General features: G+C 34.8%; 23 protein-coding genes. 12 read left to right on the top strand and 11 right to left on the bottom strand.

Going from position 1 to position 26,528, the window contains the following annotated elements; translation table 11 throughout:
* Window positions 1-28: 28 nt before the first annotated feature.
* The 9 genes from BTR_RS05635 (at window position 29) to BTR_RS05595 (ending at window position 12,549) form a co-directional block, all read left to right on the top strand.
* Window positions 29-1,174 (top strand): cysteine desulfurase family protein, encoded by a 1,146-nt coding sequence (locus tag BTR_RS05635; protein ID WP_012231760.1) that lies wholly within the window; start codon window positions 29-31, stop codon window positions 1,172-1,174.
* 170 nt (window positions 1,175-1,344) lie between these two features.
* Window positions 1,345-2,856 carry a Fe-S cluster assembly protein SufB gene (sufB, locus tag BTR_RS05630; protein WP_012231759.1) on the top strand — a complete coding sequence of 504 codons (1,512 nt, stop codon included), beginning with the start codon at window positions 1,345-1,347 and terminating at the stop codon, window positions 2,854-2,856.
* Window positions 2,857-3,016: 160 nt separating this feature from the next.
* On the top strand, window positions 3,017-3,772 hold the full coding sequence (gene sufC, locus BTR_RS05625) for a Fe-S cluster assembly ATPase SufC (protein ID WP_012231758.1): 756 nt from the start codon (window positions 3,017-3,019) through the stop codon (window positions 3,770-3,772).
* Window positions 3,773-3,783: 11 nt separating this feature from the next.
* Window positions 3,784-5,049: a Fe-S cluster assembly protein SufD gene (gene sufD, locus BTR_RS05620; protein ID WP_012231757.1), complete on the top strand. Its 1,266-nt coding sequence runs from the start codon at window positions 3,784-3,786 to the stop codon at window positions 5,047-5,049.
* Window positions 5,050-5,059: 10 nt separating this feature from the next.
* Complete coding sequence (locus BTR_RS05615) at window positions 5,060-6,304, top strand: cysteine desulfurase (protein ID WP_012231756.1); 1,245 nt, start codon at window positions 5,060-5,062, stop codon at window positions 6,302-6,304.
* On the top strand, window positions 6,297-6,698 hold the full coding sequence (locus BTR_RS05610; RefSeq protein ID WP_012231755.1) for an SUF system Fe-S cluster assembly protein: 402 nt from the start codon (window positions 6,297-6,299) through the stop codon (window positions 6,696-6,698). Before BTR_RS05615 ends, BTR_RS05610 begins: the two co-directional genes overlap by 8 nt.
* 57 nt (window positions 6,699-6,755) lie before the next feature.
* A complete protein-coding gene (locus BTR_RS05605; protein ID WP_012231754.1) occupies window positions 6,756-8,396 on the top strand; it encodes a site-specific DNA-methyltransferase in 1,641 nt (546 codons plus the stop codon).
* Between the two features lie 23 nt (window positions 8,397-8,419).
* Window positions 8,420-11,170: a DEAD/DEAH box helicase gene (locus BTR_RS05600; protein ID WP_012231753.1), complete on the top strand. Its 2,751-nt coding sequence runs from the start codon at window positions 8,420-8,422 to the stop codon at window positions 11,168-11,170.
* A 440-nt stretch (window positions 11,171-11,610) separates the two neighbouring features.
* Complete coding sequence (locus tag BTR_RS05595) at window positions 11,611-12,549, top strand: COG2958 family protein (RefSeq protein WP_012231752.1); 939 nt, start codon at window positions 11,611-11,613, stop codon at window positions 12,547-12,549.
* 612 nt (window positions 12,550-13,161) lie between these two features.
* Here the strand turns inward: BTR_RS05595 and sodC are convergent.
* The 4 genes from sodC to BTR_RS05575 all read right to left on the bottom strand — a co-directional run bounded on the left by sodC (window position 13,162) and on the right by BTR_RS05575 (window position 17,056).
* Entirely contained in the window at window positions 13,162-13,689 is a 528-nt protein-coding gene (gene sodC / locus BTR_RS05590) for a superoxide dismutase family protein (RefSeq protein WP_012231751.1), read from the bottom strand.
* 437 nt (window positions 13,690-14,126) lie between these two features.
* Complete coding sequence (locus BTR_RS05585) at window positions 14,127-14,483, bottom strand: membrane protein (protein ID WP_038473579.1); 357 nt, start codon at window positions 14,481-14,483, stop codon at window positions 14,127-14,129.
* On the bottom strand, window positions 14,461-14,805 hold the full coding sequence (locus BTR_RS05580) for a hypothetical protein (RefSeq protein ID WP_012231749.1): 345 nt from the start codon (window positions 14,803-14,805) through the stop codon (window positions 14,461-14,463). The genes BTR_RS05585 and BTR_RS05580 overlap by 23 nt, the downstream gene beginning before the upstream one ends.
* A 1,024-nt stretch (window positions 14,806-15,829) precedes the next feature.
* Window positions 15,830-17,056, bottom strand: coding sequence for a UbiH/UbiF family hydroxylase (locus BTR_RS05575; protein ID WP_012231748.1), 1,227 nt, complete (start codon window positions 17,054-17,056; stop codon window positions 15,830-15,832).
* 179 nt (window positions 17,057-17,235) lie between these two features.
* Between BTR_RS05575 and pcsA the strand changes: the two genes are divergently transcribed.
* From pcsA to BTR_RS05560, 3 genes are read left to right on the top strand one after another with little or no spacing between them, the layout of a single operon-like run.
* A complete protein-coding gene (pcsA, locus tag BTR_RS05570) occupies window positions 17,236-18,054 on the top strand; it encodes a phosphatidylcholine synthase (protein WP_038473576.1) in 819 nt (272 codons plus the stop codon).
* A 24-nt stretch (window positions 18,055-18,078) separates the two neighbouring features.
* Complete coding sequence (locus BTR_RS05565; RefSeq protein WP_012231746.1) at window positions 18,079-19,125, top strand: enoyl-CoA hydratase/isomerase family protein; 1,047 nt, start codon at window positions 18,079-18,081, stop codon at window positions 19,123-19,125.
* Window positions 19,122-19,535 carry a DUF6163 family protein gene (locus BTR_RS05560; RefSeq protein WP_012231745.1) on the top strand — a complete coding sequence of 138 codons (414 nt, stop codon included), beginning with the start codon at window positions 19,122-19,124 and terminating at the stop codon, window positions 19,533-19,535. The genes BTR_RS05565 and BTR_RS05560 overlap by 4 nt, the downstream gene beginning before the upstream one ends.
* A 404-nt stretch (window positions 19,536-19,939) precedes the next feature.
* On the opposite strand, the gene BTR_RS05555 is transcribed toward BTR_RS05560, so the two are convergent.
* The 7 genes from BTR_RS05555 to BTR_RS05525 all read right to left on the bottom strand — a co-directional run bounded on the left by BTR_RS05555 (window position 19,940) and on the right by BTR_RS05525 (window position 26,508).
* On the bottom strand, window positions 19,940-20,299 hold the full coding sequence (locus BTR_RS05555; RefSeq protein WP_012231744.1) for a hypothetical protein: 360 nt from the start codon (window positions 20,297-20,299) through the stop codon (window positions 19,940-19,942).
* A 112-nt stretch (window positions 20,300-20,411) separates the two neighbouring features.
* Window positions 20,412-21,221 (bottom strand): MBL fold metallo-hydrolase, encoded by an 810-nt coding sequence (locus BTR_RS05550; protein WP_012231743.1) that lies wholly within the window; start codon window positions 21,219-21,221, stop codon window positions 20,412-20,414.
* Between the two features lie 10 nt (window positions 21,222-21,231).
* Window positions 21,232-22,005 (bottom strand): TatD family hydrolase, encoded by a 774-nt coding sequence (locus BTR_RS05545; RefSeq protein WP_012231742.1) that lies wholly within the window; start codon window positions 22,003-22,005, stop codon window positions 21,232-21,234.
* Window positions 21,995-23,554: a methionine--tRNA ligase gene (metG, locus tag BTR_RS05540; RefSeq protein WP_012231741.1), complete on the bottom strand. Its 1,560-nt coding sequence runs from the start codon at window positions 23,552-23,554 to the stop codon at window positions 21,995-21,997. Before metG ends, BTR_RS05545 begins: the two co-directional genes overlap by 11 nt.
* 76 nt (window positions 23,555-23,630) lie before the next feature.
* Window positions 23,631-24,674: a DNA polymerase III subunit delta' gene (locus BTR_RS05535; protein ID WP_012231740.1), complete on the bottom strand. Its 1,044-nt coding sequence runs from the start codon at window positions 24,672-24,674 to the stop codon at window positions 23,631-23,633.
* On the bottom strand, window positions 24,671-25,315 hold the full coding sequence (tmk, locus tag BTR_RS05530; RefSeq protein ID WP_012231739.1) for a dTMP kinase: 645 nt from the start codon (window positions 25,313-25,315) through the stop codon (window positions 24,671-24,673). Before tmk ends, BTR_RS05535 begins: the two co-directional genes overlap by 4 nt.
* Window positions 25,316-25,344: 29 nt before the next feature.
* Window positions 25,345-26,508 (bottom strand): D-alanyl-D-alanine carboxypeptidase family protein, encoded by a 1,164-nt coding sequence (locus BTR_RS05525; protein WP_012231738.1) that lies wholly within the window; start codon window positions 26,506-26,508, stop codon window positions 25,345-25,347.
* Window positions 26,509-26,528: the final 20 nt, after the last annotated feature.

Genomic DNA, 26,528 nt, shown 5'->3' with positions numbered 1-26,528 from the left:
TTCATAAGATTAATGATTGCGATGTAAAATGGTTATCAAACGTCGATATTTTGATCATAACGCAACAACACCGCTCAAAAAAATGGCGCGGATGGCGTTACTGGAATCTTTAGAGATATTTGGTAATCCATCATCCGTTCATAAGGAAGGGCGTGCAGCTAAAACTGTATTGCAAAAGGCGCGTCGACAAATCGCTGAAAATCTTAAAACAGATCCAGATAACGTTGTCTTTACCTCTGGAGCGAGTGAAGCAGCAATGACTTTGTTAACACCCTTTTACACGATGGGGAATGCAAAGGTTCAATTTTCTCATCTTTACCTTGGAGCAACTGAGCATCCTTCTGTTGCAGAAGGAGGGCGTTTTGCTAGGGAATTGATAAGTGTCATTGCTGTTGATCAAGATGGGCTTATTCAACAAGATAAATTAACCTCACTCTTAAAGATTCACGATAAAACAAAAGGTTTACCTCTTGTTGCTATTCAAGCTGCAAATAGTGAAACTGGTGTTATTCAACCGTTAAAAGAAATAGCTGCTATTGTTCGGAATTTAGGAGGCACTCTTGTTGTTGATTTGACTCAATATATCGATAAAAATTTCGTGGATATTAATCAGCTAGGAGGAGACTTTTTTATACTTTCTGCCCATAAAGTTGGTGGTCCTAAAGGAGTTGGTGCATTTGTTTCATGTGGCAATCTTCTCATGCCAACTCCTCTTATTACTGGGGGAGGGCAAGAAAAAGGCTTTCGTGGAGGAACAGAAGCATTGCCCCTTATTGCTGCTTTTGGGGCAGCAATGGCTGATTGTTTCACACAGGAAGAAATAAAACAGTTAATATATTTACGTGGTAAATTAGAAGATGGACTCCAAAAAATAAGTCAAGATATTGAAATATTTGGCAAAAGAGTTCAACGTTTGCCAAATACAACTTACTTTACCGTGAAAAATATAAAAGCTGAAACAATGCAAATTGCTTTTGATTTAGAAGGTTTTTCTGTATCGGCTGGTTCTGCTTGTTCTTCAGGAAAAGTAAAACAAAGCAAAGTTTTGGAAGCAATGGGGTATCATGTTCCAAATGGCGCTATTCGCATTTCGATAGGACGTGATACAACTTCTGAAGACATTGATGATTTTCTATTGTTTTTTTCTCAAATGATTAACAAGAAAAAAGGATAAAATTCATCATGAAGAAATTATAAAAATTAGAATTATTTTAAAAATAAAATAACTTTGATTGAAATTTTCGCACTTTGCCTATAGCCTAAGAAATAACTTGCTTAACTTTAATCTTGTAAAAACAAGACTTTTAGTTACCGGTTTTTGATGCCAAAAAATGGAGAAGATTTATGCCGGCAGTACAAGAAACGATACGCCAAGTTCGTGAGATAGATGTTGACCAATATAAATATGGCTTTGAAACGAAAATTAAAACGGATAAAGCGCCGAAAGGTTTGAATGAAGATATTATCAAATTTATTTCTGCTAAAAAAAATGAGCCTGAATGGATGCTAACATGGCGCTTACAAGCTTACCGCCGTTGGTTGACAATGCAAGAGCCACATTGGGCGCGTCTTGAATATCCTAAAATTGATTTTCAGGAGCTTTATTATTATGCTGCCCCTAAAAATCATACAGGACCAAAATCTTTGGACGAAGTGGATCCTGAGTTATTAGCAACGTACGAAAAACTTGGCATTCCCCTTAAAGAACAAGAGATTTTGGCAGGGGTAAGAAAACAGTCTGATCCCTCTACGTTTGATGACAGTGTATCTGTATCGGGGCAGGTGGCTGTTGATGCGGTCTTTGATTCTGTTTCTGTTGTGACAACATTTAAAAAAGAACTGGCACGTGCTGGTGTAATTTTTTGCTCTATTTCAGAGGCGATTATTGAACATTCTGAGCTTATTAAAGAATATTTGGGAACCGTTGTGCCAGTGGGGGATAATTATTATGCGGCCTTAAATGCAGCTGTCTTTACAGATGGTTCATTTGTTTATATTCCCAAAGGGGTTCGTTGTCCTATGGAGCTTTCAACGTATTTTAGGATTAATGAACGCAATACAGGCCAATTTGAGCGAACATTGATTATTGCTGCTGAAGATTCCTATGTTTCTTATCTTGAAGGGTGTACAGCCCCCCAACGTGATGAAAACCAGCTTCATGCTGCTGTTGTTGAGCTTATTGCCCTCGAAAATGCAGAGATTAAATATTCTACGGTACAAAACTGGTACCCTGGTGATAAAGATGGAAAGGGCGGTATTTATAATTTTGTGACGAAGCGTGGAGATTGTCGAGGTGATAACTCTAAAATTTCTTGGACACAAGTTGAGACTGGTTCTGCGATTACTTGGAAATATCCATCATGTTTACTTCGTGGTGATAATGCGCGTGGAGAATTTTATTCTATTGCTGTCGCAAACGGTCACCAACAAATTGATTCAGGTACAAAAATGATTCATTTAGGAAAAAATACCTCCAGTCGTATTATTTCCAAAGGGATTTCTGCTGGTTTTTCAAATAACACTTATCGAGGACAAGTCACAGCATATCGAAAAGCGCAAAATGCACGTAATTTTACGCAATGTGATAGTTTGTTAATCGGAAATGATTGTGGGGCACATACAGTTCCTTATATTGAAGCAAAAAATGCAACAGCTCAGTTTGAACATGAAGCCACAACATCAAAAATTTCTGATGACCAACTTTTTTATGTTATGCAAAGAGGAATTCCCGAAGAAGAAGCTATCGCATTAATTGTCAATGGTTTTGTAAAAGAAGTTATTCAAAAACTTCCCATGGAATTTGCTGTTGAAGCACAAAAGCTTATTGGCATTAGCCTTGAAGGAAGTGTTGGATAATTTTATTTAATGAGATAAATCGAAGACTTGATGCAAATAAGGCTATAATAGTAGAAAATAACGTAAAAGATAACTTCTATGGTGATCACAAAAAGAGATAGATGCTAAGGCAAAATGTATGCATTGGTATCTGAAAAAACAGCCAGAACAGGATTAAATGATGTTAGAGATAAAAAATTTGCGCGCCCGTATTGCTGGGACCGATACAGAAGTTATTCGTGGTTTAAATTTGACAGTTCAAGATGGAGAAGTTGCCGCGATTATGGGGCAAAATGGAGCTGGAAAATCGACTTTATCTTATTTGCTTGCTGGTCGTGATGATTATGAAATAACAGAAGGTGATATTCTCTATAATGGACAATCACTTTTAGAAATGGATCCAGCAGAACGTGCTGCATATGGTATTTTTCTTGCATTTCAATATCCAATGGAAATACCAGGGGTAGCAACGATGGAATTTTTAAAAGTTGCGATGAATTCTCAACGCAAAGCACGTGGTGATGAAGAACTTAAAATTCCTGAATTTATAAAACATGTTAAAGAGGTTTCAGCTAAGCTTGAAATAGATATGGACATGCTCAAACGTCCATTAAATGTAGGTTTTTCAGGGGGAGAAAAAAAACGTGCTGAAATTTTACAAATGGCACTTCTTGAACCTAAACTTTGCGTTTTAGATGAAACGGATTCTGGTTTGGATATTGATGCATTAAAAATTGTTGCAGATGGTGTTAATAAACTTCGGGATTCAAAACGTTCATTTTTAGTGATTACCCACTATCAACGACTGCTTAATTATATTATTCCTGATACGGTGCATGTTCTTTATAAAGGACGAATTATCAAAAGCGGAGACAAATCTTTAGCGCTGTATTTAGAGCAAAATGGGTATGCTGATCTTATCAGGGAAGCGGTTTGAGGTTATTGAATATGAAGGCACAGCAAAACTTGTTAGCGGTTGAAGAAGATATTATCAATAATTTCAATCAGTCTATCAACGACTTACCTGGTGATAAAGCTGTGCGGGCAATCCGCAAGAAAGCCATTGAGCAGTTTCAAACGACACGTCTTCCTTCTCGTAAAATCGAAAATTGGCATTATACCAACCTACGCACATTACTGAAATCTGTGAGTAATTTTTCAAAAGCTCAAGACAATCGATTGGTTGATACATTGCTTTCAGAAAGCGCTGTTTTTTCCATGAATAATGGAAAAACATCGACACAATCAAAAAAGCTAGACAATATTACAGTAAAACGCCTTTCAGATGCATTAGAAGATAATTCTATAAAGATAGATCAAAACATTTCTGATGAGGATTTTATTGGACAGTTAAATACAGCTTTCGTTACGGATGGTTGGCTTTTTCACATTCCTGAAAATACAAAGTTAAATATACCTATCGAATTACAAAATATACAAATGGGGGGACAATCCCATACTTTTTCAGACATAAAAGTTGATAAAAATAGTCAAGTTATGTTTGTTGAACATCAGGTTGGCAATGATCAAGATATTTTTATCAGTTCAATATTTTCATTAAATATTGCCGCTAAGAGTGAGGTGACGTGGATTCTTATTCGCAACCGTGGTTTTAATTCTACACAGTTTGGCCGATTGCGTGCTGTTCTTGCTCAAGGGGCGAAGTTATCACTTTATGTCATTAATATCGGGAGTCAACTCAATCGCCAAGAAGTCGATATTGAATTACAGGGGGAAGAATCTGATTTTCAATTACGCGTTATAAATTTATTATCAGGGCAAACACATAGTGATCTTACAATGACCGTTCGTCACGTGGAAGAAAAGTCGACATCAACCGAAATTATACGCAATGTGGTTACAGATAAAGCAGTGGGTGTTTTTCAAGGGATAATACGGGTTGCTCAAAAAGCGCAAAAAACGGATGCACGCATGGCTTGTAATAGCCTTATCCTTTCAAATGATGCAGAATTTAACGCAAAGCCTGAACTGGAGATTTTTGCTGATGATGTTGCCTGTGGTCATGGTGCAACAGTTGCGAATATTAATCACGATTATCTTTTCTATCTCATGGCGCGCGGTATTCCATTTAAAACGGCTCGTGCTCTTTTAATTAAAGGATTTATTGCTGAGCTCATTGATGACATTACGCAAGATAATATCCAGACTGTTTTGGAGAATATCATTGGTCAATGGCTTGAAAAAAATGTTTAAGAGAGAAAAAATGGAAAATGATATACAAACATCCAATTATAATGTTGACGAAATTCGACGTGATTTTCCTCTTTTACATCATAAAGTTTATGGAAAGCGATTAGCATATCTTGATAGTGGTGCTTCGGCCCAAAAACCACAATCAGTATTCAATGCAATGAATCATTATTACAACGATAGTTATGCTAATGTGCATAGGGGGATGTATTTTTTAGCCAATATAGCAACACAATCGTATGAAAATTCTCGTGAAACTGTTCGTGTTTTTCTAAATGCTCAAAAAGCTGATGAAATTGTTTTTACGAAAAATGCGACGGAAGCTATTAATACTGTCGCTTATGGTTGGGCTATGTCCAAACTCAAGGAAGGAGATGAGATTGTTCTAACGATCATGGAACATCATTCAAATATTATTCCTTGGCATTTTCTTCGTGAACAAAAAGGTGTTAAACTTATTTTTGTTCCTGTTGATGAAAATGGGGTCTTGCATATTGAAGATTTTCAAAAGGCTTTAAGTGAGAAAACGCGGCTTGTTGCTATAACACATATGTCTAATATATTAGGAACTGTGCCTCCTGTTAAAGAGATTATTAAGCGAGCACATCAAAATTCTATTCCTGTTCTTGTTGATGGTTCTCAAGGAGCAATACATTTAAGCGTTGATGTGCAAGATCTCGACTGTGATTGGTATGTCTTTACAGGCCATAAGCTTTATGGTCCCACTGGTATTGGTGTTCTTTATGGTAAACAACACCGGTTAGAGGAAATGCGTCCTTTTCAAGGGGGAGGAGAAATGATCGAGGTAGTAACAACCGACAAGGTTTCTTATAATGCTCCTCCTTATCGTTTTGAAGCAGGCACGCCTCCTATCGCTGAAGCTATTGGATTAGCGGCAGCTATTGATTATATACAAGAGAAAGGTCGTAGTACGATTCATGCGCATGAAATGTCCCTTTTAGCTTATGCGCATGAAAAACTTAAAACGGTCGAGTCATTGCGTATTTATGGTCATTCTCCCAATAAAGGAGCTATTATATCATTTGCAATTGAAGGAATTCACGCCCATGATATCGCTATGTTTATTGATAGAAAAGGGGTTGCAATACGCGCGGGAACCCATTGTGCACAGCCTTTATTACAGCGTTTTGGTCTAACATCTATTTGTCGCGCATCGTTTGCTATGTATAATACTCAAGAAGATGTAGATCAATTAGTCGAAGCATTGAAAGAAACAAGGACATTTTTTAATGGCTGAATTAGTTGAAGAGTGTCATTCTACAGAAACTGTTGAAACTGTAAGCGAAAATAAAAAATCTTACATATCAGCAATTCCAGCAGACGAAATTGATCGTATGACGAATGATATTATTGCTGCTCTTAAAACAGTTTATGATCCAGAAATTCCTGCTGATATTTATGAGCTAGGACTGATTTATCGTATTGATATTGAAGACGATCGTTCAGTAAAAATTGAAATGACTCTTACAGCACCGGGCTGTCCTGTTGCTGGTGAAATGCCAGGATGGGTAGAAAACGCAGTTAGTGCCGTTGAAGGAGTTTCGCATGTTGAAGTCACGATGACTTTTGATCCGCCATGGACACCTGAATGTATGTCAGAAGAAGCGCAAATTGCTGTCGGATGGTACTAATAATACTGTTCGCAAATACATCGTTTTCCGCAAACAGTTGGATTTAAAAACGATCACATGCTTTATAATAAACAAAAATTAGAACTTAACTGGATTGGTAAAGAGAAACGCCCCAAACTTAAATCTTGTATTTTGTTAGAAGATTTTGAAAAGTCTTATCATGCCTTGCATCAAATATCATCGCAGGATATTTTTGATAATAAACTTATTTTTGGTGATAATTTGCTTGCACTCAAAGCACTTGAACAAGAATATACAGGAAAAGTAAAATGTATCTACATCGACCCACCTTATAATACAGGCAATGCCTTTGAACATTATGAAGATGGTTTGGAGCACTCCATATGGCTCAGTCTTATGAGAGACAGGCTAGAATTATTACATCATTTGCTTGCGGATGATGGAAGTATCTGGATATCCATTGATGATGATGAACAAGCCTATCTTAAAGTGATGATGGATGAGATTTTTGGTCGCCAAAATTTCATCAACAATATCATTTGGCAAAAGAAATATGCTCCACAAAATGATACAAAATGGTTTTCTGATAATCATGATTTCATAATGGTTTATGCCAAAGATAAAACGATTTGGCGCCCTTACTTGCTTCCTCGTTCAAGCGCTATGGATGCACGCTATAAAAATCCTGATAATGATCCGCGTGGTCCTTGGAAACCTGGAGACTTATCCGTAAAAAGGGTGACGCTTAAAGATATTTATGAAATCGTCACACCTTCTGGACGCAAAGTGATGCCTCCTCATGGTAGAAGTTGGGCTATGAGTGAAAAAAAATTCTCTGAATTATTGAAAGATAATCGCATTTGGTTTGGTCCAACAGGAAGCAATATTCCTTCTTTGAAGCGTTTTTTATCAGAAGTAAAAAATGGTATGGTTTCAATGACGATTTGGCCCTATACGGAAGTAGGGCATAATCAAGATGCCAAAAGAGAAGTCAAAGCCTTTAATTCTGATCATGTCTTTACAACTCCCAAACCTGAGCGTCTAATGGAACGCATCATTCAACTTGCAACAACCCCCGGTGATCTTATTCTGGATTCCTTTGCGGGTTCCGGCACGACTGGGGCTGTTGCTCATAAAATGGGACGCAGGTGGATTATGATTGAACTTGGTGAACATTGCCACACCCATATTATTCCTCGTTTAAAACAAGTGATTGATGGAACCGATCAAGGGGGAATTTCTAAAAGTGTCAATTGGCAAGGTGGCGGTGGGTTTCGTTATTATCGCCTTGCACCTTCTCTGTTGCAAAAAGATCCATGGGGACAATGGATTATTAGTCGCGAATACAATGCTGCGATGCTTTCAGAAGCCATGTGCAAACATATGGGATTTACCTATGCACCAGATGAAAATCATTATTGGATGCAAGGGTATTCAACGGAAACAGATTATATTTATGTTACAACGAGCGCCATGCCCCATGAACAGCTGCGTATTATGAGCGAAGAGGTAGGTTCTCATCGCTCGTTACTGATTTGTTGTACAGCTTTTGATACAAAATCAGCATCCTTTGAGAATCTCACACTGACTAAAATTCCCCGTGTAGTATTAGAAAAATGCGAATGGGGAAGAGATGATTACAGTTTAAATATATCCAATCTTGAACCAATGATTGACATCAAAGGAAGCAACAAAGATAAAGATATTGCACAAGTAGAATTAGATCTATTGGGATAATATATAAAAAAGCGGAGTTTTTCATGAACACTGTTGAAAAAAGGATTTCTGCTCGCTTATCGTTGCGTGAGCCTCAACGTGAATCGTTAAATATTTTGGTGAACATCTTAGAAAATATAGAGCTTTCTAAAAGTGCTGATTTGATTGCAGAATTAGAATTGGTAAAAAATCTCTATCCTTCTGTACAAGACTTTGAACGAAACTTCCCTTCTTTTTGTTTTGCTTTAGCAACGGGTGTTGGGAAAACACGACTTATGGGCGCTTTTATCAGCTATCTTTATTTAACAGGACGTAGTCGTCACTTTTTTGTTTTAGCGCCAAATTTGACTATTTATGAAAAATTAAAACAGGATTTTAGTCCCCAAAGTTCAAAATATGTTTTCAGTGGAATGAGTGAGTTTATTGCCAATAGACCAGTCATTATTACAGGTGAAGATTATGAAAGTGGTAAAGGTATTCGCGCTGATGAACACCACTTTCACGGACAAAAGCGTTTGTTTGAAAATAGGGATACAGCCTTTATCAATATTTTTAATATTTCTAAAATTAATACAATGGATAATAAAAAAGGCGTACTAAAATCTAGTATTCCGCGGATTAAACGCTTACAAGAGACGATTGGTGAAAGTTATTTTGATTATCTCGCAAATCTACCTGATTTAGTTTTGTTAATGGACGAAGCACATCGTTATCGTGCTTCTGCTGGTGCGGCGGCAATTAATGAGTTAAAACCTATATTAGGAATAGAGCTTACAGCAACACCGAAAACAATAGGTGCAAAACCTGTAGATTTTAAAAATGTTGTTTACAGTTATTCACTTGCAGAGGCTATGAGGGATGGTTTTGTAAAAGAGCCTGCTGTTGCTACACGTAAAGATTTTCAACCGCAAAATTATACATCTGAGCAGTTAGAACATATTAAATTACAAGATGCAATTCTTGCACACGAAAACGTGAAAGCAGATTTAATCGCTTATGCCAAAGATTATAACAAAAAGTTCGTTAAGCCTTTTATTTTAGTTGTTGCTCAAGATACAAATCATGCACAGAAATTGCGTGATTTATTGGAGTCAGATGATTTTTTTGCAGGGGCTTATAAGGGAAAAGTTTTAGAGATTCATACAAAGCAGTCAAATATAGAAGAAGATCAAAATATTCAAAAGCTTATTGCGATTGAAGATCCTCATGAACCAACAGAAATTGTTATTCACGTTAATAAATTAAAGGAGGGATGGGATGTTACCAATCTCTATACGATTGTACCGTTGCGTGCATCGGCTTCAGAAATTTTAACAGAGCAAACAATTGGGCGTGGATTGCGTTTGCCTTATGGATGTAGGAGCGGTGTAGAAGCTATTGATCGTTTAACAATCATTGCGCATGATCGTTTTCAGGATATTATTGACCGTGCAAATGATCCAAAATCAATTATAAAAAAGCATATTGAGATTGGAAAAGAGGGGGACATACCCTCTGAAAAAACAGATATAGTGACGGTTCCATGTCAAATGGAAGTTTTATTTATGCAAACGGTGGGAACGCGTCATTGCGATATAGATAGAGCATCAGATCTACAAAATATCATGTTACGAAATACAGATTCCCCTATATTGACGCCCGAAGAGCAACAAATTGCTGCTATTGCGTGGAATATTATCAAAGAGAATGATAATTTACCAAGTTCTCAAATGCTTTGTTCTGCACCGATACAAGAAAAAATGAGCAATAAAATTATGAGTACTATGCCGCTAGCACAAAAGTCTCTCGTGTCAAAAGTGGTTACAATTTTGACAAAACAATTAGCAGAATTGATGATAGATATTCCCAATATTGTACTCGTACCTTCACGTGAGTTCACTTATGGTTTTTCTGATTTTGATTTGGAAAATCTAGAAAGCTTAAATTTGCAACCTGTTAGTAAAGAGCTTTTAATTCGAGAATTGCGTACCCACAAAAGCATTTTTCTTACTTCTAAGAATGAATATATCAAAGAGCCTCATCTTGAAAATTATATCATTCGTTGTTTAATTGATAATGACTTTATCGATTATGATAGCCATACGCTGTTATTACGAAAATTAGCTGGTCAGATGGTAGAGCATTTCCGATCTTATTTACCCAATGACGCAGCCGTTGAGAACGTGTTAATTCACTATCAGCATAAGCTGAGTGATTTTATTGTTGCGCAATTAAGAGAACATCAATGGGAAACGCAAAAAGATTATGAGATCAAAGTGACACGAAGTTTTACAACTTTAACACCTATCCATTATGTGTTGCCGCAAGGAACATCTCCTGTTGATTTTCGTAATATTCCTGCCATTAAAAGCGATATTAAAAAACTTGTATTCAGCGGTTTTAAAAAATGCTGTTATCCTTTGCAAAAGTTTGATTCAGTAGAAGGGGAATTACGATTTGCTCAGATATTAGAGGATGATTCACAAGTATTGAAATGGATGAAACCCGCTCGAGGTTTTTTCAAGATAGAGTATGATAAAGGATCAACTTATGAACCGGACTTTGTTGTAGAAACGAAGGATGCCAAATATCTTTGTGAGCCTAAAAAAGCCTCTGAAATACAAAACGTTATTGTTTTAAAAAAGAGAGAAGCTGCAGTTCAATGGTGTTGTCATGCAACGCGCTATGCGGCTACTTATGGCGGTAAAAAATGGTATTATGTTCTTATTCCCCATGATGCTATTAAAGCTAATAGTAGTTTTGAAGGTTTATGCGCAGAGTTTACTATTTCAGAATCTATACTTGAGGGCTCATAACTTTTCGCGTCAAAAATAAACACATAAGTTTTTTAATTGACGGATGTGAGGCTCGATCAAATATTTGAATATTATTTTTAATTTTTTGCACTATCGCATCATTAATTTAAAAATATTAGGGGGACTTAAATCAAAAAATTATTTTTTCTAAGTACATAAAAATAAAAGGAAAAATGTATAGAAAAGTTATACAAGATTAGGCTTTTTTATGGAGATTTGCAGCTCATTTACAATTTTTTCTGAAAATACACCCTAACTTTACTTTATATGAAACAGTTCTTGAGTTTATAGTGATAAATTCAGAAAAAATAGTTTAATTTTATTGAGTAATTTCAGAGATATGCTTTTTTCAAAAAAAAATTCAACAGTTTGTTGTTTTTTCTTTTGGAACATCTGAATATAATGAAATATCCAGAGGATAAAAGTGGACCATTTTACATATGACTTTGAATTTAACAAACACTGTTTTTAATTTTTTAAAGAAAAATCCGACAAAAAAATTTACAGCTCGAGACATTGCTCAATGGATATTTGAAAATTACCCAGAAAAATGCCGCCAAAAACAAAAGCGGTCAACGGCAACAATCGCTCCTCTTAAGAATGATACAGCTCTTATTCAGCAAATTGTCGCTGAAATAGGCTCTCAGCGACCTCAGTTACAAAAGCGTTATCCAGAAATTAAAACCACTGAAGGACGACCACGGCAATATTATTTTACAAGACAAACAGATAGCGCTGAAATTGATGCAGTAGAGGACAATACAAATTGTATAAAAGAAGATGGTTCTATTAAAGAATATGACCTTTATCCGTTATTATCTAAATTTTTATGGTCAGAACTTGCAGTTTACAGCAAACGCATTAATGAGAAATGTTCTCATAATAAGCATGGTTTGGGCGGAAATAAATGGCTTTATCCGGATCTCGTAGGAATACAAGATTTAAGTAAGGAATGGAATCGTGAAATCAAAGATTGCGTTTTGCAATATTTTGATAAAAAGACGAAGCTTTGGTCTTTTGAAGTTAAAATTCTTATCAATCGTTCAAATTTACGAAAAGCATTTTTTCAAACGGTTAGCAATTCTTCATGGGCTAATTTTAGTTATTTAGTGGCTAGTGAAGTTGAAGGTGTTGATACATTAAAAGAACTTCGGATGCTTTCAAGTTTGCATGGAATTGGATTTATAAGACTCGACAAGGAAAACGCTTCTGAAAGTGAGATCATAATTCCAGCGAAAGAACGCAGTGATATTGATTGGGATACAGCTAATAGATTAGCGGAGGAAAATAAAGACTTTCTTCATTATATCAAGCTCATTCGTCAATTTTATCAAACCGGCGAGATGCGTTCATCCGATTGGGATCATATGGGGTCATGAAGGTTATTTTTAAAAAGACTTTATTGTTTAAAAGCTCTTTTGTTCAGAGTGATAAAAAATTACTCAAACTATTTTATTTGTCTTATTATATTGATTTATAACGATAATTATTATTTTTTAACTTAAATTAAGGATTAGAATATTATAGCATTCAATCGTTTCAAGACATCTTATATTGATAGTGAATCAATCAAAATTTTGTGTATGCATCAAGCGGGGGTGAGTAAAATTCTGCTTTAGACCCATTTTATTTTGTGTATGGGCGTGATTTCATTAGATACGAGATAATGATTACTTATTACAAATTTGCTATTGTAGAGAGTGAAATTCAAATTTTTTGCTTTGTTTACTCAAGCATTGAAAATATTATTCTCTCATATTGAGATCTTCTTTCGGAGAATTTATATCCCTATTTCTTTAGTTTGGATTGTTGTTCGTCTTGATTATTGTTCACTGCTTTACCATACGCATTAAACATTCAAAAAAAAATATGAACTTTATAAAATATTCCCATAGATTATTTAAACTATTGAAATAGATTTAAAAAAATAAAATTCTATCACTTCTTATAATAAAGGGAAGCATACGATACAATTTACCACAATACGCTTTTTATTTTTTAATAATACCGCATGCCAAACGTGCACCACCTCCGCCAAGCGGTAATGGTTCATCTGATTGATTATCAGCCCCCAAATGAATCATTAGTGAGTGCCCCGTAATTTCAGAGATTTTTTTCAATCGTGGAGCAAGAACGCTCATCGTGGCATTCCCTTTCTTATCAACATAAAGTGCTGGTAAATCACCAAGATGACCATTGACATTATAAGGTCCTAAATGTTTTTCGGTATGCTCAGGATCATAATGTCCACCTGCACTTCCACCAATTATGCCATCTTTTGTATCACATGAAGGATTTACATGGACATGAAAACCATGCATCCCTTCTGGTAAAGTAGATAAATTAGGGATGAAAATCAAACCGTATGCGTTTTCTTCAATTTTAATGCTACCAATAGCCTTTTTGGAATTATTATCTTCTAGTTTATAAATATTTACTTTTGTTGAGAGCGCTAATGCAGCGTTTTTGTGCATTAAAAATGCCATAAAAACTAATAATAAAAATAATATTCTTTTCATAAAATACCTTTATGCTTATTTTAAATAAATTTTATCTATAAAAATAATTATATTAATTAAAATTTTAGTAATAATATATATTATTAAATATAAATAAGTGAATTAAATTTAAATTAAAAAAATAAATTAAGTATAAATATTAGTTATTAGCAACATTAAATAAATATATTATTATATATATTCTAAATATAATACTTGTTTTTTTATTTATAATAAATGTAGCTTTTATGAACGAATAATTATATCTCGCTTACATTTCTTCAAGAGATTCTTAAAAAAAATCTATTTTTTAAAGGTGTAATAATAAATTAAGCAAGTAATTTCAATAAGTTAGCTGTTATCATATTTATAATATGATGATCATTTCATCAAAAAACAGAGCATATAATTTGCTGATGATTTTAATGTTTTGTTCATAAAAAAATGACGATAACTTTCTATTCATTGTGAAATTTATAAAACAAAGGTCTATTATGATTCATATAAATTTCCCATAAAATACAGCCTATACCGACACTTCCTCCCATTCCTGATCCTATCAGTGCTCCTATTATCATTCCGGCAGAAAGCGCTACTCCTATACCCATTGCGATAAGCGGACCAAATCCTGGAAGAGCAATATAACCATAAGTAGCAAGAGTTGCTGCGATTGCTCCTGATATGCTACCATTTAAACCACCAATGAAAGCAAATTCTTTAATAGAATGACAGCACTTTTTGAACAATTTTTTCTTACAACGATGAACAGAAACGTTTCTATAAGTTTTAAAATCAATCATATTTTTTTCTTTCATTTTGAATGCTAATTGTTCCCGAATAATCAACGGATACGAAAAAATGGGACTTTTTAAATTTCACTAAAGCACGCCAGATGCCTTTGTCATCTAAACGCAATCGTTTAATGTTCTCAAAACCATTTTGCATAAGACAATTTTTAACTTGTGAAGCAGTAAATGAATTCTGACCTATTTTAGTGACACTTTGAGTAGAGCTATAGATAAAGGTTTGACAATAAGGAAGATGAAAAACTTCACTGATTGAAATCGAGACGATCAATGAAACGCATACAATCACCATAAAAAAGATACTTAATTTCAAAATGTTATTTAGTTTCATCTTGTCACTCTCTGTTCAAACAACACTTCATTAACCATTGTGTTACTAACAGGTTCCCAAGATGATTTTATTTTTAATATTATACTTAACAAAAAAATGAAAATTTATTGATTAAATAAAACTGTTTTTTTATTATTCATTCTTAGTAATAATTGATGCTATAAAATAAATATTGTAAAATATTATTTTATTTATCTTATAGTATTTGATCTTTAATATAAGATATATATTATATTTTTAATTAATTTATTATCATTATTATAAATATATTATTATACTCTCTCAAAGAGATATGATTCATTATTTTAATATAATTTATTTTTCTTATGAAAAACAAAATGGTGTAAGAGCAACACTGAAATCTAAATGCTTAATAACAATATGAAAAAAAGTGCCTCATATCATTAATATGATATGATTCAAAGCACAATAATAAACAATAGAGCGCTTATGTTGTTCATTGATAACACATAGATTTATAGTAATAACTCATTATTTTGTATGTCAAAAAGGGGCTGATGATGTGTGAGTAAAAAGCTATGAAGGAATAAAATACCTCTTAAAAATGCTCAAAGGGTCTGAAACATTAGAGGATGACAAACAACTATGAAGTGTACTGATTTGCATGTTTCATAAGCGTAAAAATGATCGTGTTCAATGGCTTTCCGTTTATACTATTAATAGAGGTGATATTACGAAATGGGTTTAAGTGCTAGATGTTGCTTAAAAAAAGCACGTAAATCAATAGAACGAACACTCCAGTATGAATTAAAAAAACTGGTAAAGAGGATTGTAAATTACATTATTTCTTAAAGAATGAAACAATTCCTTTTTGTTATTGGATATGTTCAAATTTAAAAACATTCTTAAATATTTACATCAGAAAACCTATGATAGAATATTGTATTTTTACTAAATAAATATACTTGAAAAATGTATTATTAGAAATAATTATTTCTTTATTTATTTACATATTATGTACGTATTACTATTTTTTTATTTTGAATTATTAATCCATTATTTCTCAAAAGAGTTGTTTAGGCAATTTTGTTGGAAATATTTGCATCATTTCCTTGAAACCATAACCAGGATACATTCCTTCGCGCATAAATAAATTACGTAATGGCGAGCAATTATGTAATAAACCAAGCCCAATACTGCGCATGATATGAACAGGCAACATATGGGAAAGTAACGCAGAGTTGAGGGTATGAACAGCTCCACTTCGGATTAATATATCTGGTTTGCGGTATTGGTTATATCGTGTAACAATCATTTCAGAGTTAGAATCGGATATTCGATTGGGTAAAATATCAATCAAAGTTTGAACATCACGGAATCCTAAATTTAATCCCTGTGCCCCAATAGGGGGGAAAACATGAGCAGCTTCACCCACTAAAATCGTTCGATTCGCAGCAAAATGATGAGAGAGAAGCCCTGAAAGTGGCCATGCTTGGATTGATGTTTCCAAGGTTAGCGTTCCAAGCATTGATTGCATTTGATTTTCAATTATTTTTGCAATTGCTTTTGATTCTATATTCAATAATTCCTCTGCACGAGAAGGGTGAACAACCCATACAAGACTGGATCTTCGCCCTGGTAGCGGAACCTGTGTAAATGGACCATGTTCTGTATGAAATTCAGTTGATGTATTTTGATGAGAAAACTCATGAGAAAAATTGAGAACAAGTGCTTTTTGTGGATAGTTCCACTGTTTGACACTTATTCCCGCTGCTGCACGCGCAAGAGAGTGACGTCCATCAGCAGCAATAACAAATGGTGCTTGAATGACTTTACCATCAGCAAGAGTAATGGATACATGGTCTTTTGTGTGATAAAAAGATTTGGCTTCAGAAAAAAATCTTTTGATATTGGGCGTCTGTGTAACAGCATCGATTAAAGCATTGTTCAATTCTACATTGGGTATATTATAGCCAAAAGCTTTTTCACCAATTTCAGCAGAAGAAAAATGCACCGTAGGTGCACGCACAATCCTAGAAGTTATATCTATAATTCTCATGGACGATAAAGCTGCAGCCTTTTTTTGAAGACTATTCCAAACATTAAGTTTTTGGAGCGTGCGTATTGCGGGCATCATAAGAGCTGTTGTCCGTAACTCATCTGTATGAGCAGGGGGGCCAGCAAGAAAAACAGAAAAACCTTTATGCGCAAGCCTCAATGCGGCTAACATCCCGACAGGACCTGCACCAATAACAGTAATAGCTTTATATTCTTTCTTTTCAAGTATCACAACGCGTTGAGCCTTTTTTCATTGAGCAAATATTTTAACATTTCCAAATGATTGCTCTCTTTTTATTGTACGAAGCTCTTCTATTATATTATGTAATAAATAATGCGATATAAAAAAGTAACCTTTTTATGATTTTTTTACGCTAAGTCATATTATGAGTAAAAATGGCGTATTGGTAGATGGATGAAGACTTTAAAAACGAGGATAAGAAAGCCTTGAAACGTAAGCTAACAAAGAAAATTAAAACAAACGCTAAATTATTACGCCATAAAAAAGTAACAATGCCACAAGCAAAAGCTTTTTCTGTTCATTTACTAACAGCTTCGGGATCATTTTTAGCGTTTCTTTCTCTTATATCGGCTTCTCAAAAAGAATGGACAGCTATGTTCTGTTGGCTTGGGCTTGCACTTCTCGTTGATGGTATAGATGGACCAATTGCACGCAAACTTGATGTTAAATACATCCTTCCAACATGGTCTGGAGAGCTGTTAGATAATATCATTGATTATGTAACTTATGTTTTAATTCCCGCTTTTGCTCTCTATCAAAGTGGTTTTATGGGGATAGGGTTATCGTTTGCATTGAGTGCAATCATTGTTATTTCATCGGCTATTTATTATGCCGATACTGGTATGAAAACCAAAGAAAACTTTTTTAAAGGATTTCCTGTTGTTTGGAATATGATGGTTTTTACACTTTTTGTCGTAAGACCAGAGGAATGGATTACTTTTATCATCATTGTTTTATCGGCAATTATATCTTTTTTGCCAATTTATTTCATCCATCCTGTAAGAGTCCTTCGGTTACGGAGAATTAATTTTCCAATTTTTCTCTTATGGTGTTTCTTTGGTGTTGTGGCTTTCTTTTATCAATTAGAGGCTCCATATTGGGTTAAAATAGGGATTTCAATAACAGGAATTTATATATATTGTATTGGCGCGATCATGCAAATATTTCCTCAACTTGGGGCAAAAAATATAAAAAAAACAATAGACTAGTTGTTTTTTTAAGAAGGGTATGAAATGCAAATTGATTTTGGAGCGGGTAATGATATTTCTTTTGCGAAAGAAGGATGTGCTGGTATTATAAAACTCTCACGCCCTTTAGCATTAAACGCTCTTAATGGGCGGATGGTTTCCGCTTTAAAAAAAGCTCTCAAGACCTGGGAAACAGATAATGATATTTCTTGTGTCTTAATTGAAGGGGAGGGGCGTGCTTTTTGTGCTGGTGGAGATGTTGTAGAAATCTATCATATGGGGAGAAGTGCTTCTGCTTATCAATATTTTAGGGATGAATATAGTTTAAATGCTTATATCAAACGTTTTTCAAAGCCTTACATTTCTTTCTTAAACGGTATTTGGATGGGAGGAGGGGTAGGCATTTCTTTCTATGGTTCACATCGAATTGTTACAGAAAATACAGTTTTTGCTATGCCGGAAGCTGCGATTGGATTTTTTCCAGATGTTGGTGCAAGTTTTTTCTTACCATCTCTTCCCAATCATTTTGGCATTTATCTTGCATTAACTGGTGCTCGTATCAAATGGGGAGATTGTTTAAATTTAGGATTAGCAACACATGCCGTTCCTGAAATTGAATTCGATATAATTAGAAAAGCTGTTATTGAGAAAGGAAATCCTACTTTAGCTTTAGAGGAGTGCGCAATTACAAAAGACTATGAAACAAGTCATGAAATACGTTGTATCATTAACACTTGTTTTAGTGCTAATACATTAGAAGAATGTCTTGAATTGCTTAATAAAAAAACTAATGAAGGTATTTTATTTGCTAAAGAATGTTATGATATTTTGCAGTCACGTTCTCCGATGAGTTTAAAAGTTATCTGGAAACAAATGAAACAAAATATACCTCGAACTTTAGAAGATTGTATAAAAATTGAAAACCGCATTGCACATCATATGATTAATGCACATGATTTTCATGAAGGGATACGTGCTATGTTAATCGATAAGGACAAAACACCTCAATGGCAGCCAGATAAACTTTCAAATGTAACAGATGAAATGGTCAATTCTTACTTCCAACCTATTGAACAAGAGCTATTATTGTGAAAAATAGTGCACAAAAACGGATTTCAAAAATCGACTTAATTTATAACTGTTATTTACGTTTTTTGGCGCTTATTTGCTTAAGTTTGAGTATTTTTTATTGGATACGCCTTGTTGGTGTTTTTCCAGGTGTTCTATGGCGCTTTGACCTTATGCCTTGGCAGTGGCAATTTGCATCAGCTATATTGGCCATTCTCTATCCTGTTGCCTTGATTGGACTTTGGATGTATTCGCTATGGGGCATTATTTTATGGTGTAGCGCTGCATTGATTGAAACAATAACAATCTATTATTCCAATTTTATTGATCAGCCATTTGTACCATTATTTCATGGAATATTATTTTTAGCTTTTGTGATCCTACAAATTATGATGTTTTTTTTTAAAAGAGTAAAAAATAAAAAACGAGTGTGATTAAAACTTTCCAGTCAGAATAAAACACGATCGGTTTTCAATCTAAAGTCATCAAGTTTTTAAAATTAAAATTGCCAAACAACTCATATGTTTATAAATGTTTAGCGGAAGATATTCATAAAAATGATCATTCGTTTTTTAAAGTGTTGATGCTATAAAATATCCCTTCCAAAAAAGTTCCATAATATATATTATGCGATAAGTATGATACACAAAATAAATCTTCTAACCGGAATAGAAACACCGCAAACTCTACTTTAGAACATGTATATATACCTCGCCAAAAATTCATGGAAAATTTGGAGAAAAATGATTAAAGAGCGTATGTCACTATTTGGTCTTTAAGTATATCCCCTTAAAGACCAAATAGTTATAATAAAATTACGGAGTATAAATAAGAAAAATTATTGTGCTATTTTACAACGTTTCATACGCGCAAGATCACTCAAAACAGCATTACGATTATTTAAAGCTGAAATTTCATTACTTTCGCTTGATTTTACATCCATAAAAAACAAAGCAGGTACAAATACAACACTTGCTGCTGCTAAAGCTACATTTTTGTTTCTTGCTTTAGAACGCTCTACAATTGTATCATTAATCTGACGTTTATTAGCAAAAAACTCCCGTTGAATATCGGCGCAACTCATTGTTCCGTCATGTAATGTTGTCGTTGAAATATTTTTTTCTAAACGTCCCCCACATGCTGTTAAGGAAACAGCTAAAGCCACAATACATATTCCCCGCTTAAAATATCTATACATAAAAAAACCTCATTTTTGACATAAAAGCACCAATTACGACAAAAATAAAACAAAATAAAGGCTAATCTTTAAAAAGCATTTTTATTTAACGTAAAATATTGCGTTAATAAGCTTATGTCTCTGTTTCAAAAATAAGACCTTGATGTGCGGGTTTTACATAAGCTGGAACGTAATTGACAACCTCATTGTAATCTAGAGATCTGTCCATATGTGTGAGTATGGCTTGTTTTGGCTTTAAATATTCTATCCATTGTAATGCTTGATCAACAGAAAAATGGCTCGGGTGAGATTTAAATTGGAGGGCTTCAAGGATAAGAACATCCAAATCCATTAATTTAGATAATGTTTTTTCGGGAAATTCACTAACATCTGTACAATAGGCAACATTCCCAATACGAAAACCTAAGGAATGAATGTTTCCGTGGTGTTGTAAATGCGTATTGACGCTTATTGCTCCACCCTGCCCCTGAATAATAAATTGGCTGTCTTCATCGATAAGATGCTCTTTTAAGATAGGTGAATAAGAGGAATCTTTTGGTGTTTGAAAACAATATCCGAAAGCATTTTTGAGATGCTTTAATGTAAACTTGTCTGCATAGATATCGATTAAACATTTTTGTGCAAGTGCATAGCTGCGTAAATCATCAATACCGTGGATATGATCTGCATGAGAATGTGTATAAAGAGCTGCATCAAGATGGCTTACACGCGCATCAATCATTTGTGAGCGAAAATCCGGACCTGTATCAATAACGATCGTTGTTTTTTTTCCTGATGGTTTAATACGTTCAACTAATAAAGAACTTCTATAGCGTTTATTTTTAGGGTTATTTGGATCACAAGCTCCCCAATCACCATTAGGGCGTGGTACTCCTGGAGAGGAACCGCAGCCTAATATTGTGAATCGGTATCGATCAAACATACCCTTTGCCTTATTTCATTTTGCTAAATAAACGAAAAGCATTACGCGTTGTTATTTGAGCTGTTTCTTCAGTGCTTAAGCCAATTGTTTTAGCCAAAACAGCTGCTGTATAACATACCAAAGATGGTTCATTGGTTTTTCCCCGATGAGGACTAGGGGCTAAATAGGGTGCATCTGTTTCCACCAGTAAATACTCATGGGGTACAATTTTTGCTATTTCACGAATTTCAGATGCATTTTTAAAAGTAAGAATACCTGAAAAAGAAATATAACCACCAAGTTCAATACCAGCACGAGCAAGCTGCATTCCAGACGAATAACAATGAAGAATAAAGGGGAATGCCCCTTCCTTTACCTGTTCACGTAAGATTTTCTCCATATCGATATCTGCATTGCGTGAATGTATAACAAGAGGAATCTGCGTTTCTCGAGAAGCAATGATATGTTCTTGAAAAACTTTCTTTTGCTCTTCTGGTGTAGAATAATCGTAATGGTAATCAAGCCCCCCTTCCCCAAATGCAACAATTTTAGGATGCTTCGAGAGCTCTATAAGCTCTTTGGCTGTAATATTTTGTTCTTCATGCGCATGATTGGGGTGTGTTCCAACGGAACAAAAGACTTGATCATAGCTTTGCGTAATGGCTAACAGCTTATCTAACTTACGAACATGGGTTGAAATTGTTATCATACGTCTAACATCAGCATCTAAAGCCCGTTGGATAACATTATCCAAATCTTGTGAAAAATCTTCAAAATCAAGATGACAATGTGTATCAATAAGCATGATGAGAATCTTCTTTCTTCAAGATATAACGAGGAAAAATCGGTTCTGGTGGTGGAAGATCAAGTCCTTCTTGAATTTTTGCATGAGCTATATGATACAACAACCGATCATCTTCAGCAACCGCAAGGCTATCAAGAAGCTTTGCTGCTGATTGGGGGATGAAAGGCAAAAGCATAATTCCTATTCGTCGCAAGATTTCTACAGTTATATAAAGAACTGTAGAAAATCGCTCTGGATCACTTTTCCGTAAACTCCAAGGTTGTTCGTTGGCAAAATAGCGATTGGCATCTGCTACAGTTGAAAAAATAGCTGATAGAGCTAAGTGCATACTATGAAAAGACATCGCTTGATGTACCGTTTCAAGCACTTGAAGAGATTGTTCTAAAAGCTGTTTATCTTGAACTAAAAATGCGGCGGGCTTAGGAACCTTTGCATCACAATTTTTAGCAATCATAGATAAAGAACGCTGTGCTAAATTTCCAAGATCGTTAGCAAGATCGGCGTTAATACGATTCACAAGGCTTTCATGGTTATAACTACCATCTTGTCCAAAGGGGACTTCACGGAGAAGAAAATAACGAACCTGATCAAGACCATAATGATCAATCATTTCAAAAGGATCAACGACATTTCCAACAGATTTTGACATTTTGGCACCACGATTAAGTAAAAAACCATGTGCAAAAATATTTTTAGGTAATTCAATTCCCGCAGACATTAAAAATGCCGGCCAATAGACGGCATGAAAACGAATAATATCCTTACCAATGATATGCGTATTTGCAGGCCAAAAATTACGTTTTTTTGAATTTTTATTAAAAAAATCAATTGCTGATAGATAATTTGTAAGCGCATCAACCCAAACATACATCACGTGTTTGGGATTTTCAGGAACAGCAACTCCCCAATTAAAACTTGCCCGTGAAATAGAAATATCTTTTAAACCTGATTTGATAAAACTTATAATTTCATTACGCCGCTCAAGGGGAGCAATAAAATCAGGATGCTTTTCATAATATTCAAGAAGAGCCTTTTCATAACGAGAAAGTCTAAAAAAATAACTTTCTTCCTCATTCCATTCAACGGGAGAACCTAATTCTTTTTCGCGACGGATATTATCTGGTCCAACTTCTGTATCTTTCTCTTCATAATAGGCTTCTTGGCGAACCGAATACCAACCCGTATAACGGCCGAGATAAATATCGCCATTTTCTTCCATCTTTTTCCAAATTTCTTGACAGGCTTGATAATGGCGTTCTTCTGTTGTACGGATGAAATCATCGTTAGAACAATTTAATACCGCAAGCATTTTTTGAAATACTGCACTATTACGATCTGCAAGTTGCTGAGGTGTCATGTCCAATGCTGCTGCAGTTTGTTGCATCTTTAAACCATGCTCATCTGTACCAGAAAGAAAAAATACCTTTTTTCCGTTTAATCGCTGAAAGCGGGCTAAGACATCACTTGCAATGGCACTATAGGCATGTCCAATATGCGGATGACCATTAGGATAAAAAATAGGAGTTGTTATGTAATATGTGTCACGCATGTCATACTCATTGTAAAACGCTATAAATAAAAGATACAATGACATAACGTCTGTTTATCACATTGTCACGGAAAAACTAATCCTCATGAATGATCTTATGAACTCTAAAAAGCAAGTTAATAACAAACTGCTTCTTATCGAGATTAAACACTTGTACTTCCTCTATTTCTCGATGAATCTCCTGCCATTTTTGCGCATATTTTTTTGAGAGAAATAAGTTTTCTTTTTCAACGAGCGTGATAGCTTTTTGTTGTATTTTATCAAGAATTTCATCACAAAATTGTTGAAATTGGAAGGGGGAAGAAACGGATGAAAATGTTTGTGCAAGCGTGTGTACAATCGTTGCATTACAAGCAGGTTGTTTTAGAAGAGCATCAATTGTTTTAATAATTTCAAGACCGCCATGGCAAATAAGTAAAGCAGCTTTTCGAGGGCTTCCTTTGGATTTTTTAATAATCATTTCAATCGTTTTTTCATCCGGTAAATCCTGATTAGTGAAAATATGTGTAATAACTTTTTTCATTTCATCATGATTCAGTGGGCGAAAAGAAATTTTTTGACACCGTGAACGGATTGTTGGAAGCAATTTTCCTGAAGAATGCGCGATAATAATAAAAAGTGCTTTTGCCGGGGGCTCTTCAAGTATTTTAAGAATTGCATTGGCAGCATTTCTATTCATATCATCTGCAGCATCAATGATAACAATACGCCATCCATTATCTTGCGATGTTCGGCTTAAAAAATGTGTAATATCACGGATGTCATCAATGAGTATTCCTGTTTTAAACTTTTGTGTTTTTACATCAAATCGACGTGAAATATACAAAAGTCCAGGGTGACTGCCCTGTGTGATTTGGCGCCATGTGACGGAATGAAGATCTGGTTTTAGGAAAGCACCCTTTTGAGAACTTAAAATATTCCAAGCAAGGTGAAAAGCTAATGTCGCCTTTCCAATCCCATATTCCCCTTCAAATAATAATGCATGATGCAAACGCTCCTCTTTAAGCATTTGTGTCAAAAAGTGACGAACATCCTCATGACCAAAGCTAATATTATTCTGGGACGGAGATAAAATTGTATCAATATCATCATATTGTCGTAAGGTATTTACATCACTCATGAAAGCTTATCCAACAATACCTGATGACAAATATTTTTTATTTGATGCGCAATGACTTCCACTGAACCCGTTGCATCAATGACTCGAAATCTATGCGGTTCCTGTTTGGCCAATTGGAGAAAAGCTTGACGCCTTTGTTCTTGAATTTCCAACGGTTTTTTTTCAAAATAATCGATTTCTTCAGTTTTTTTTCTTCGTAAATTTGCACGCTTTATACCACACGCTGCTGGCATATCTAATAAAAATGTTAAATGAGGCATGATACCATTAAGTGCAATACACTCTAAAACAGAAAGAAGAGAAGAATTGACTCTTTCATTGAGCCCTTGATAAACGCGTGTAGAATCAATAAAGCGGTCACATAAAACGATTTTACCTTTTTGCAAAGAAGGCGCAATAATTTCGGCAACATGGTCGGTACGTGCCGCTGTAAACAAAACAGCTTCAATCAACGGTCCATATTGTTGTACCTTCCCTGATAACAAAATATGTCGGATTGCTTCTGCTCCTGCCGTTCCTCCTGGTTCTCGTGTTGTAACAACATCATAACCTTGGTGAGAGAGATATTCAGCAAGTAAAGAAATCTGCACTGTTTTTCCTACCCCGTCCCCTCCTTCGAATGTAATAAAATAACCTGACACGTATGAACCTTAATCTTATTAGCGCGTAACTACAAATATTTCCGTAACCATCCAATTGTTATTTCATAGAATGCATCTTTTACTTTTGTAAAGAAACTTCCTTTCTGAACATTCTCTTCGGCAAAAACTGGTTTTTCCAAAAGAATCTTTTTATCTTCTAAAATTTGAATGACGCCAACGGATTGCCCTGAAACGATGGGAGCTTTCAATGGACCATGATATTTAATTTTTGCTTTAACGTTCACTCCTTTTTCATTTGAAAGCATAAAACTTATCGGTTTTTTGACAATAAGTGGAACAAAATTTTTCTTTCCACCATAAACAGAAGCAAGACCAACCCTTTCTCCTTTTGTGAAAATCGTCTTGAGATCAAAAGCCGTTATTCCCCATTGAAGAATGCGTTCTATTTCCGTTGTATGTTTTTTACCATCTTGCAAACCATTGATTGCTAAAAAAAGACGCCGATGATTTTTATAAATGGTAGCAACCATTGAAAATCCTTCTTTTTCGCTGTAGCCAGAACCAAATCCTTCTACACCAATTTCCTTAAAAATAAGAGGGTTTTTATTCCGTTGAAAAATATTGTTCCACGTAAAATGAGGCTCACGATAAAGTGCATAATAATCTGGATATTCCTGAACAATATGACGCGCCAATATAATCATATCACGTGCTGTTACAAATTGTCCCTCTTCGGGAAGCCCTGTTGCATTAACAAAATGACTCTGAGATAATCCAATTATTTTAGCACGCTGATTCATCAGCTGTGCAAAATGGTCCTCATCTCCTGATATTCCTTCAGCCAGAATAATAGCAGCATCATTTCCATTGACAATAATTAATCCACGCAAAAGATCAGAAATATTGATTTCTGTCTTTATTTTTGCAAACATAGTGGTTGTACCGGAAGGTGCCCCACCCTTACGCCAAGCATTTTCACTAACCTTGAATTTTTGGGTATTCTTTAACAATCCTTCTTTTAATTGATGAAAGACGACTTCCGCCGTCATCAATTTTACTAATGAAGCAGGAAAAAAAGAAGTACACTCTTGTTTTTCATAAAGTATTGTCTCTGTATTATCATCGAGTAACAACACTTGTGAGGCAGAAATTTGAAAATCTTGCGCTCTCCCCCACGTGTTAAATGCCAATATCCCCCATAAGCTCAATAAGATCCTTAATGTTGTATACATATAGCCGCTCCTCCCGTTCA

This window comes from Bartonella tribocorum CIP 105476 (assembly GCF_000196435.1).
Classification (GTDB): domain Bacteria; phylum Pseudomonadota; class Alphaproteobacteria; order Rhizobiales; family Rhizobiaceae; genus Bartonella; species Bartonella tribocorum.
This window is presented reverse-complemented; position numbering and strand designations above follow the sequence as displayed.

Bases quoted from the DNA above. Each gene is read 5' to 3' on its own strand.
- BTR_RS05635 (WP_012231760.1), top strand. From the start codon at position 29: ATGGTTATCAAACGTCGATATTTTGATCATAACGCAACAACACCGCTC.
- sufB (WP_012231759.1), top strand. From the start codon at position 1,345: ATGCCGGCAGTACAAGAAACGATACGCCAAGTTCGTGAGATAGATGTT.
- sufC (WP_012231758.1), top strand. From the start codon at position 3,017: ATGTTAGAGATAAAAAATTTGCGCGCCCGTATTGCTGGGACCGATACA.
- sufD (WP_012231757.1), top strand. From the start codon at position 3,784: ATGAAGGCACAGCAAAACTTGTTAGCGGTTGAAGAAGATATTATCAAT.
- BTR_RS05615 (WP_012231756.1), top strand. From the start codon at position 5,060: ATGGAAAATGATATACAAACATCCAATTATAATGTTGACGAAATTCGA.
- BTR_RS05610 (WP_012231755.1), top strand. From the start codon at position 6,297: ATGGCTGAATTAGTTGAAGAGTGTCATTCTACAGAAACTGTTGAAACT.
- BTR_RS05605 (WP_012231754.1), top strand. From the start codon at position 6,756: ATGCTTTATAATAAACAAAAATTAGAACTTAACTGGATTGGTAAAGAG.
- BTR_RS05600 (WP_012231753.1), top strand. From the start codon at position 8,420: ATGAACACTGTTGAAAAAAGGATTTCTGCTCGCTTATCGTTGCGTGAG.
- BTR_RS05595 (WP_012231752.1), top strand. From the start codon at position 11,611: ATGACTTTGAATTTAACAAACACTGTTTTTAATTTTTTAAAGAAAAAT.
- sodC (WP_012231751.1), bottom strand. From the start codon at position 13,689: ATGAAAAGAATATTATTTTTATTATTAGTTTTTATGGCATTTTTAATG.
- BTR_RS05585 (WP_038473579.1), bottom strand. From the start codon at position 14,483: ATGAAAGAAAAAAATATGATTGATTTTAAAACTTATAGAAACGTTTCT.
- BTR_RS05580 (WP_012231749.1), bottom strand. From the start codon at position 14,805: ATGAAACTAAATAACATTTTGAAATTAAGTATCTTTTTTATGGTGATT.
- pcsA (WP_038473576.1), top strand. From the start codon at position 17,236: ATGGATGAAGACTTTAAAAACGAGGATAAGAAAGCCTTGAAACGTAAG.
- BTR_RS05565 (WP_012231746.1), top strand. From the start codon at position 18,079: ATGCAAATTGATTTTGGAGCGGGTAATGATATTTCTTTTGCGAAAGAA.
- BTR_RS05555 (WP_012231744.1), bottom strand. From the start codon at position 20,299: ATGTATAGATATTTTAAGCGGGGAATATGTATTGTGGCTTTAGCTGTT.
- BTR_RS05550 (WP_012231743.1), bottom strand. From the start codon at position 21,221: ATGTTTGATCGATACCGATTCACAATATTAGGCTGCGGTTCCTCTCCA.
- BTR_RS05545 (WP_012231742.1), bottom strand. From the start codon at position 22,005: ATGCTTATTGATACACATTGTCATCTTGATTTTGAAGATTTTTCACAA.
- metG (WP_012231741.1), bottom strand. From the start codon at position 23,554: ATGCGTGACACATATTACATAACAACTCCTATTTTTTATCCTAATGGT.
- BTR_RS05535 (WP_012231740.1), bottom strand. From the start codon at position 24,674: ATGAGTGATGTAAATACCTTACGACAATATGATGATATTGATACAATT.
- BTR_RS05525 (WP_012231738.1), bottom strand. From the start codon at position 26,508: ATGTATACAACATTAAGGATCTTATTGAGCTTATGGGGGATATTGGCA.